The 7527-nt window shown below is 38.8% G+C and carries 5 protein-coding genes; all 5 read left to right on the forward strand.

Annotated features, from left to right (window positions below; genetic code table 11):
• Window positions 1–63 precede the first annotated feature (63 nt).
• The 5 genes from GQR46_RS13350 to GQR46_RS13370 all read left to right on the forward strand — a co-directional run bounded on the left by GQR46_RS13350 (window position 64) and on the right by GQR46_RS13370 (window position 7363).
• Window positions 64–1794, forward strand: a complete 1731-nt coding sequence (locus GQR46_RS13350) for a cache domain-containing protein (RefSeq protein ID WP_165741204.1) — start codon at window positions 64–66, stop codon at window positions 1792–1794.
• Window positions 1787–3151: a sigma-54 dependent transcriptional regulator gene (locus tag GQR46_RS13355; protein ID WP_024609208.1), complete on the forward strand. Its 1365-nt coding sequence runs from the start codon at window positions 1787–1789 to the stop codon at window positions 3149–3151. The genes GQR46_RS13350 and GQR46_RS13355 overlap by 8 nt, the downstream gene beginning before the upstream one ends.
• A 174-nt stretch (window positions 3152–3325) precedes the next feature.
• Window positions 3326–4282: a porin gene (locus GQR46_RS13360; RefSeq protein ID WP_024593158.1), complete on the forward strand. Its 957-nt coding sequence runs from the start codon at window positions 3326–3328 to the stop codon at window positions 4280–4282.
• 8 nt (window positions 4283–4290) lie between these two features.
• Window positions 4291–5766 (forward strand): SLC13 family permease, encoded by a 1476-nt coding sequence (locus tag GQR46_RS13365; protein WP_165729468.1) that lies wholly within the window; start codon window positions 4291–4293, stop codon window positions 5764–5766.
• Between the two features lie 178 nt (window positions 5767–5944).
• Window positions 5945–7363, forward strand: coding sequence for a coniferyl aldehyde dehydrogenase (locus GQR46_RS13370; RefSeq protein ID WP_206009581.1), 1419 nt, complete (start codon window positions 5945–5947; stop codon window positions 7361–7363).
• Window positions 7364–7527: the final 164 nt, after the last annotated feature.

The raw sequence follows: 7527 nt of genomic DNA on the forward strand, positions 1-7527 counted from the left end.
GCTAGAGATTAGCCGTTACACTAGCGCCCTAAAATTTTCTTGGCTATTTTTTGCGAGTTCTTCATGTTTTCTTTTTCTAAAAAAATCATTACTGTTTGTGTGTTACTCGTACTTATATTAGTTGTTACGTTTTGGCTTGGTCGTTCTCATGATGTTGAGCAAGCAACCTACCAGGCTGAGCGCCAAGTTACGCAATTAAATAACTATATTGATACTGAGCTTGCTCGTTTTTCTGCTATTCCCCAGTTACTTACCTATAACTCGTTAATGATAGACTTTGTAGATGCGCAGCCACAGCACTATAACGCTATTAATAACTACCTTGCTGATATTCAACAAGCCAGTGGTGCCTCAGATATTTTTGTTCTAAATACTCAAGGCGAAGTTATTGCCAGTAGTAATTGGCAAGCAGATTATACTTTTTTAGGTAGCAACTTTGCGTTTAGACCTTATTTCAAACGTGCATTTGCAGGCGAAAAAGTAGCGTACTTTGCATTAGGCATGCGCTCTAAAGAGCGTGGTATTTACTTTTCACAAGCAGTATATCGCGACAATAAAGCCATTGGTGTTGTTGTGTTAAAAGTGAATGTAAGTAAATTTGAGGATGACAGAGAGCTTCTAAATACTTCAAAGGGTAGTCACTTTTTTTTGCAGCTTGCAGATGAGGTAATTGCAATGTCAGATATGCAAACGTGGCGATTAAACAGCTTCACTGAACTTGATATAACTATGCGCAGAGATATTAAATCTCGTCGGGCTTATTTAGATCATCAGCCTTTGTATATTAAGCAGTTTCAATTTTCTAATGAAGGTATTAAACATTTAAAAATAGATAAAAAACTTTACGTAATGTCGCAAAGACCTTTACGATATTTTAATGCCACAATGAACGTACTCGTTGATATAACAAGAGTTAATTCAGCTCAACTGCCTCGCTTATTTTGGGTATTTATTATCTGTAGTTTAGTTATTATTGTTAGTTATATTTTATTAACTCGTTTTGCGGGCTATAAAAAACTGGTGTACTCCAGACATAGCCTTGAACTTGAAGTCCTTGAGCGCACTCAAGCTTTGGAAAAAGTACAAACGGCTTTAGTTCAATCTGCAAAGCTTGCGACAATAGGACAGCTAAGTGCAGGAATCAACCACGAAATAAACCAGCCGCTCAGTGCTATTAATACTTATTTAGCTTCGGCAAAGCGTTTATTAGCTAAAGGAAATACTTCAGCACTTGGTGAAAGCTTAGTAGTGATTGAGGGATTAGTTAATCGAGTGCACCAAATTGTGGGTCAGTTAAAGCATTTTAGTAAACCTTCAAAAATGCAGCTCAGACCTTACCCTCTTGCAGGGCTTGTTAATAACGCATTAATGATTTCTAGCGCGCAGTTAAAGCAAGATAACGTACAAGTAGAGCCACCTCAGTTTGATGAAACAGTCGTTGTGTGGGTCGATTCGCTTAAATTTGAACAAGTACTCGTTAATTTAATTACTAATGCTAGCCAAGCTATGAATGGCGCAATTATTCGTAACTTAAGTTTTCAGCTGGAGTGTTTTGAAGAGCGAGTAAAACTGTCGATTTTAGATACTGGCTCTGGTATTGAGCAACATGCATTTGGTAATTTGTTTGAACCTTTTTATAGTACTAAATCAAGTAAAGGTTTAGGCCTTGGTTTATCTATATCAAAACAAATAATAGATTCGTTTAATGGTTGTTTGAGCGCGCACAATCGAGTTGAAGGCGGGGCTGAATTTATAATTAGCCTCTCTAACAGGCAGGAAAATAAAGATGATTGATAGCTCCCCATGTAATCACATAATAGTCATTGATGATGAAGCAATGATCAGAGACTCTTTAAAGCAATTGCTCACTCTCGAAGGATACACCGTTGAGTGCTTTAATGACGCAAGTACCGCTCTTAGCAAACTCAATAGGCGCTTTGCTGGAGTTGTGCTGAGCGATATAAATATGCCGAACATGGATGGCCTAACGCTTTTAGAGCAAATAACGGCTTTTGATAGTGAGCTCCCTGTAATATTTTTAACTGGTTACGCTGATGTATCGATAGCAGTTAAAGCGATGCAATTAGGTGCGTATGATTTATTTGAAAAACCAGTTAACGAACATCTTCTTGATTGCATAGCACGAGCGTGCGACAAACGAAGCCTTGTTATGGAGAACCGCGCATTAAAAGTGGCTGTACAGAAAACCTCAGCCCCAGGTGTACGCATACTAGGTGACACACCTAAAATGCAACACATGATGCACTTATTAAACACAATTATAGATACCCCAACCGATGTAATGATTGAAGGTGAAACTGGCACAGGTAAAGAACTTGTAGCGCGGTATCTACACGATCAGAGTAATCGCTCTAGCTGTAATTTTGTTGCTATTAATTGTGGCGCAGTACCAGAGCAGTTAATAGAAAGCGAATTGTTTGGTGCAGCAAGTGGTGCATATACAGGGGCTACTCAAAGTCGAAAAGGTAAGTTTGAATATGCACAAGGTGGTACGGTCTTTTTAGATGAAATAGAAAGCACTCCAATGGCACTGCAAGTTAAGTTATTACGCGTATTAGAAGAGCGAAAAGTAACACCTGTAGGCGATAACAAAGCAATTGATTTAAACATCAGAATTGTTGCAGCTACAAAAGTAGACTTACTTGCGTTAGTTGAAAAGGGTGATTTTAGAGCTGATTTATACTACAGACTTAGTTTGGTTAACGTTAATATTCCGCCATTACGAGAGCGAAAAGCTGACATATTACTTTTGTTTAAACACTTTAGCTCTATTGCTGCAACTCGCTATCATAAGCCGCCGGCGGCAGTAAATTACGAAATACAACAGCGGTTAGTTGCCTATGACTGGCCGGGCAATGTGAGAGAGCTAAGAAATCAAGCAGAGCGAGCTGTATTACTTGGTGCCGAACTTGCCTTTGCTGAAGTTAAAACACAACAATTAGGTGGCTTATCTCCCGATTTAAGCTTATCTGAAAAAGTCTCTTTTTATGAGCAGTCACTTATTGAGTACGCGCTTGAGCAAAACCACGGCAGTATTAAAAACACTATGGAAACACTGCAAATTGCTCGTAAAACACTTTACGATAAAATGAGTAAATACAATCTTAATAGAGATATGTTTACTGACTAAATGTGTGGGTTTGGTGACAAGACCCACTTTCTTATGTGTGGTAATTCACACGTTTTTATTTAAATCAAACAATTTGTTTTAGTAAGTTATTGAAATATATTGCTTTTATACACTTGGCAGTAAAGTTGCCTTATTAGCGCTACAACAAGTAGATTCTAATAATTAGGGCACACGATGACAAAAACTACACACACCTGTATTTTATTTCTATCCTATGGTTGCTTAGCTACATTTTCACACACATCTTTTGCTGCAGAGTACGCTGTATACGGTAAAGCTGAAGTACAAATTGCCAGTACTGATACGGGCATAATGCGTTATGCCGAAGAGGGTACTCAAATTGAAGCGCCATACTCGCGTATTGGTATTAAGGGCGATCATAAACTTAACGAATATTTAAGTGCTGTTTTTAAATATGAGGTACAAGTTAAAGGTTTTGAAGAAGATGATACGCAAGAACCTTTCACAGCACGTAATACTTACTTAGGTTTAAAAGGCGCGTTTGGTGAAGTTGTTGTAGGTCGTAACGACACTCGTTTTAAATATTCTGAAGGTAAACTCGATAACTTTAACGAAACTCAAGCCGATATGGCACAGGTTATAGCAGGCCAAGATCGCCTCGGTGATACTATAACTTACACCTCAAACTATTGGCATAATACGCAGTTTTCATTTACTTATGCGCCAAAAGATGACAATAAAGACGATAAAGCAGGCTTTGCTGCTACGCTTATTTATGGCGACCGTAATTTAAAAAGTACTTCATATTATGTGTCGTTCAGTCATGTAGATTCACTTAACAATGTAAAAGCAAGCCGCCTTGTTGGTGTTTATAAGTTCGAACAATTACAGTTAGGTGCGCTGTACCAGCATTCAGAATCAGTAGATGGCAGTAAGTCGGGCAATGGTTACGTATTAAGTGCCAGTTATACACTTGATAAGTGGGTGCCAAAAATTCAATTTGCTAAAGATGACTCAACTCTTCGTCAAGCATCTGAGGCAACGCAATGGAGCACAGGCCTTGATTATGTATTTGATAAGCAAACTACAGCTTATCTTTTATATACCGATCTTAATTTAGAAGAACAAGACGACAGCAGTGTTGCTCTTGGCCTTAAATATAAATTTTAGGAAAAGTAATGACTCAACAAATTTTAAAAAACAATTCTCCTAAAAAACAGAGTATGCAATGGTTTTGGCTATTACTGGGCCCAAGCGTTATGTTGCTTACCTGTCTAGTAAACCCACCTGAGGGTATGTCGGTTGCTGCATTTAAAACAGCAGGCTTAGCATTTTGGATGGCATCGTGGTGGGTAAGTGAAGTAGTGCCAATTCCAGCAACAGCTTTGCTCCCTTTGGTAATATCACCACTTGCTGGTATAGAAGCCATAAAAAGTGTGGCTGCACCGTATGCGCACCCGCTAATATTTTTATTTTTAGGCGGATTTTTAATCTCTATCGCTATGGAGCGATGGGGGTTACATAAACGTATAGCGCTTAGCACCATGTTATATGCGGGTAAAAAGCCAAGTTTGCAAATTTTAGCAATGATGCTTGTAACTGCATTTTTGTCGATGTGGATGTCTAATACCGCAACAGCCGTAATGATGCTACCTATTGCACTTTCAATTACCAATTTGGTTAAGCAATCAGACCCAAGTAATGAAGGGTTTGGCAAAGCATTGCTACTATCAATTGCTTATGGTGCAAGCATTGGTGGTATTGCTACTTTAATTGGTACACCGCCTAATGCATTAATGGCTGCATACCTATCTGACAGTTACCAAATTGAAATAGGCTTTGCTCAGTGGATGATTGTAGGCGTACCACTGTCTTTAAGTATGCTTATTATTAGTTGGGTTTGGCTTACCAAATTTGCGTATAAAGTAGATGCTAATGTTAAAAACGATCAAAAAATTGATACAAAAGCGGTGTTTTCAACGCAGCTAAAAAACCTAGGTATAATGCAACGCGCCGAAAAAGGCGTGTTATTTGTGTTTGTTTTAGCAGCACTGTGTTGGATATTTAGACCTATACTTGGCGACATAACAGGGCTTAAAATTTCTGATACGGGTATTGCGATTGCCGCCGCATTATTACTATTTGTTTTGCCTGCAAACAAAGGCAGTGACGAACGTATTCTTGATTGGGAAAGCGCAGCTAAAGTGCCGTGGGGCGTTTTATTATTATTTGGTGGCGGGCTTACACTTGCATCTCAAATTAAGTCATCAGGGCTTGCTGAATTTATTGCTCACCTAATTGAAGGCGCTAGTGCCATTCCACTTGTTATGAGTGTACTTGTTGTAGTGGCATTAATTACATTTTTAACTGAGATCACGAGTAATACAGCGACTGCAGCTGGCTTTCTTCCTTTGTTAGGACCCGTTGCAGAGTCTATAACAGGTTCGCCTTTGGTTTGGGTTATTCCTGCAGCTATAGCGTGTAGTTGTGCGTTTATGATGCCGGTAGCGACACCACCAAACGCTATTGTGTTTGGCTCAGGGCAAATTCAAATGCGCGACATGATAAGAGCCGGCTTTGTGCTAAATATTGTCGCCATTGTATTAATTACGCTAGTGACAATGACTATCGCAGCGCAAGTATTTGGCTTTTAAAGCTATACTAAATTAGTTCCAACCAGTAGCTTTGTTTATATTTACAGTTTTAAACAAAGCTACTCTTTATACTTATTTATATTGCTCAAGAAGCTCTTTTTTAGATAATTAGTGTTATTGCTCGAAAAACAGAACAAGGTTATAGTCTGCGGTAACTTTAAAAATCGAGTAATCTATTTTGAGCACCGACACATCACAGGCAATGCCTTTAATTCCCCAATTTGATGAATTGCAAAAAAGCTTTCTCGAAACACCTTATTTGCCAATTGATAAACGTCTCGTTTTATTAAAAAAACTCCGTGTACGTATTGTTGAACTTGAGCAAGAGCTAGTGGATGCTGCTTCAAAAGACTTTGGTTACAGAACCGCTTTCGATACTCTACTTGGCGATATATTGCCTACGGTTCAAACACTCGCGCACATTATCAAAAAGCTACCAAAATGGGCAAAGCCAAGTAATCGCTCTGTGGGTTTAAGCTTGTGGCCTTCAAAAGTAAGTGTTAATTACCAACCTAAAGGTGTGGTTGGTATTATTGCACCGTGGAATTACCCTATTCAGTTAGCGTTAGTACCTGTGCTTACCGCCATAGCTGCTGGTAATAGAGTTATGCTCAAATTAAGCGAGTTTACACCTCACACAAACGCCGTTATCGAAAAAATATTTAAAGACGACATGCAAGCGCATTGCAAAATAATACAAGGCGGTAGCGACGTAGCCGCGCAGTTTTCATCACTGCCATTTGCTCATTTATTATTTACGGGGTCATCGGCCGTTGGTAAATTAGTAATGGCGTCAGCGAGTCGTAATTTAACGCCGGTAACGCTTGAGCTCGGTGGTAAATCGCCAGTTATTATTACGCAAAATGCCGATATTAAAAAAGCGGCACAAGCTTTACTGTTTGGAAAAATGGCCAACGCAGGGCAAATATGTGTAGCACCCGATTACGTATTTGTACCCAAAGCGCTTGAGCATCAGCTGGTTCAGCAATTATGCGAGCTTTATAAAAAGCATTTTAAAGACGGTGTTGAAGGTAAAAACTTAACTTCTATTATTAGCGATGCACACTATAAACGTTTAGCAACCTACTTAGAGCAAGCCCAAGAGCTTGGCGCAAACATTATTAAGCCACTTGAGCAAAACCAGCAAGATGAGCAAAAACATCGTATGGGGCTGCACTTAGTGACTCAAGTTACTGACGAAATGCAGCTTATGCAAGATGAGCTATTTGGCCCAATACTACCAATAATGAGTTATGACAAGCTCGACAGCGCAATTGACTATATTAAAGCCCATCACCACCCGTTAGCGCTTTATATTTTAGGGCAAGATAAGCACGCTCAAGAATATATTATGAAGCAAACAATCAGTGGCACTGTGGCGATAAACGATACGTTAGTGCAAGTAACTGCTGACGATGCCCCTTTCGGTGGTGTAGGGCATTCAGGAATGGGGCATTATCATGGCATAGAAGGGTTTTTAACGTTTAGCCATGCTAAAAACACGTTAGTATCGGGCTCGTTTAATCCTCGTATTGTTATGCTGCTAAAACAAAGCAAACTTCTTATTAAGCTACTAAAGTGGCTTTACATAAAATAAGAGTATGTTGATTTTGTAAAGTTGAATAGATTTTTAACTTGCTAAATCAAGATATTAAAAAGGCTGAATTACGTTATGTAATTCAGCCTTTTTAGATTAGTTTCAAACTAAGGTCTTAAACTCTTAAACTTTAAAATAAGACTTTAAAATAAGACTTTAAAATA

It is taken from the genome of Pseudoalteromonas sp. Z1A6, from assembly GCF_011378745.1.
Lineage (GTDB): Bacteria > Pseudomonadota > Gammaproteobacteria > Enterobacterales > Alteromonadaceae > Pseudoalteromonas > Pseudoalteromonas arctica.

What these genes read in the sequence shown, in the direction of transcription:
- GQR46_RS13365 (WP_165729468.1), top strand. Translation starts at nt 4,291, where the DNA reads ATGACTCAACAAATTTTAAAAAACAATTCTCCTAAAAAACAGAGTATG.
- GQR46_RS13350 (WP_165741204.1), top strand. Translation starts at nt 64, where the DNA reads ATGTTTTCTTTTTCTAAAAAAATCATTACTGTTTGTGTGTTACTCGTA.
- GQR46_RS13355 (WP_024609208.1), top strand. Translation starts at nt 1,787, where the DNA reads ATGATTGATAGCTCCCCATGTAATCACATAATAGTCATTGATGATGAA.
- GQR46_RS13360 (WP_024593158.1), top strand. Translation starts at nt 3,326, where the DNA reads ATGACAAAAACTACACACACCTGTATTTTATTTCTATCCTATGGTTGC.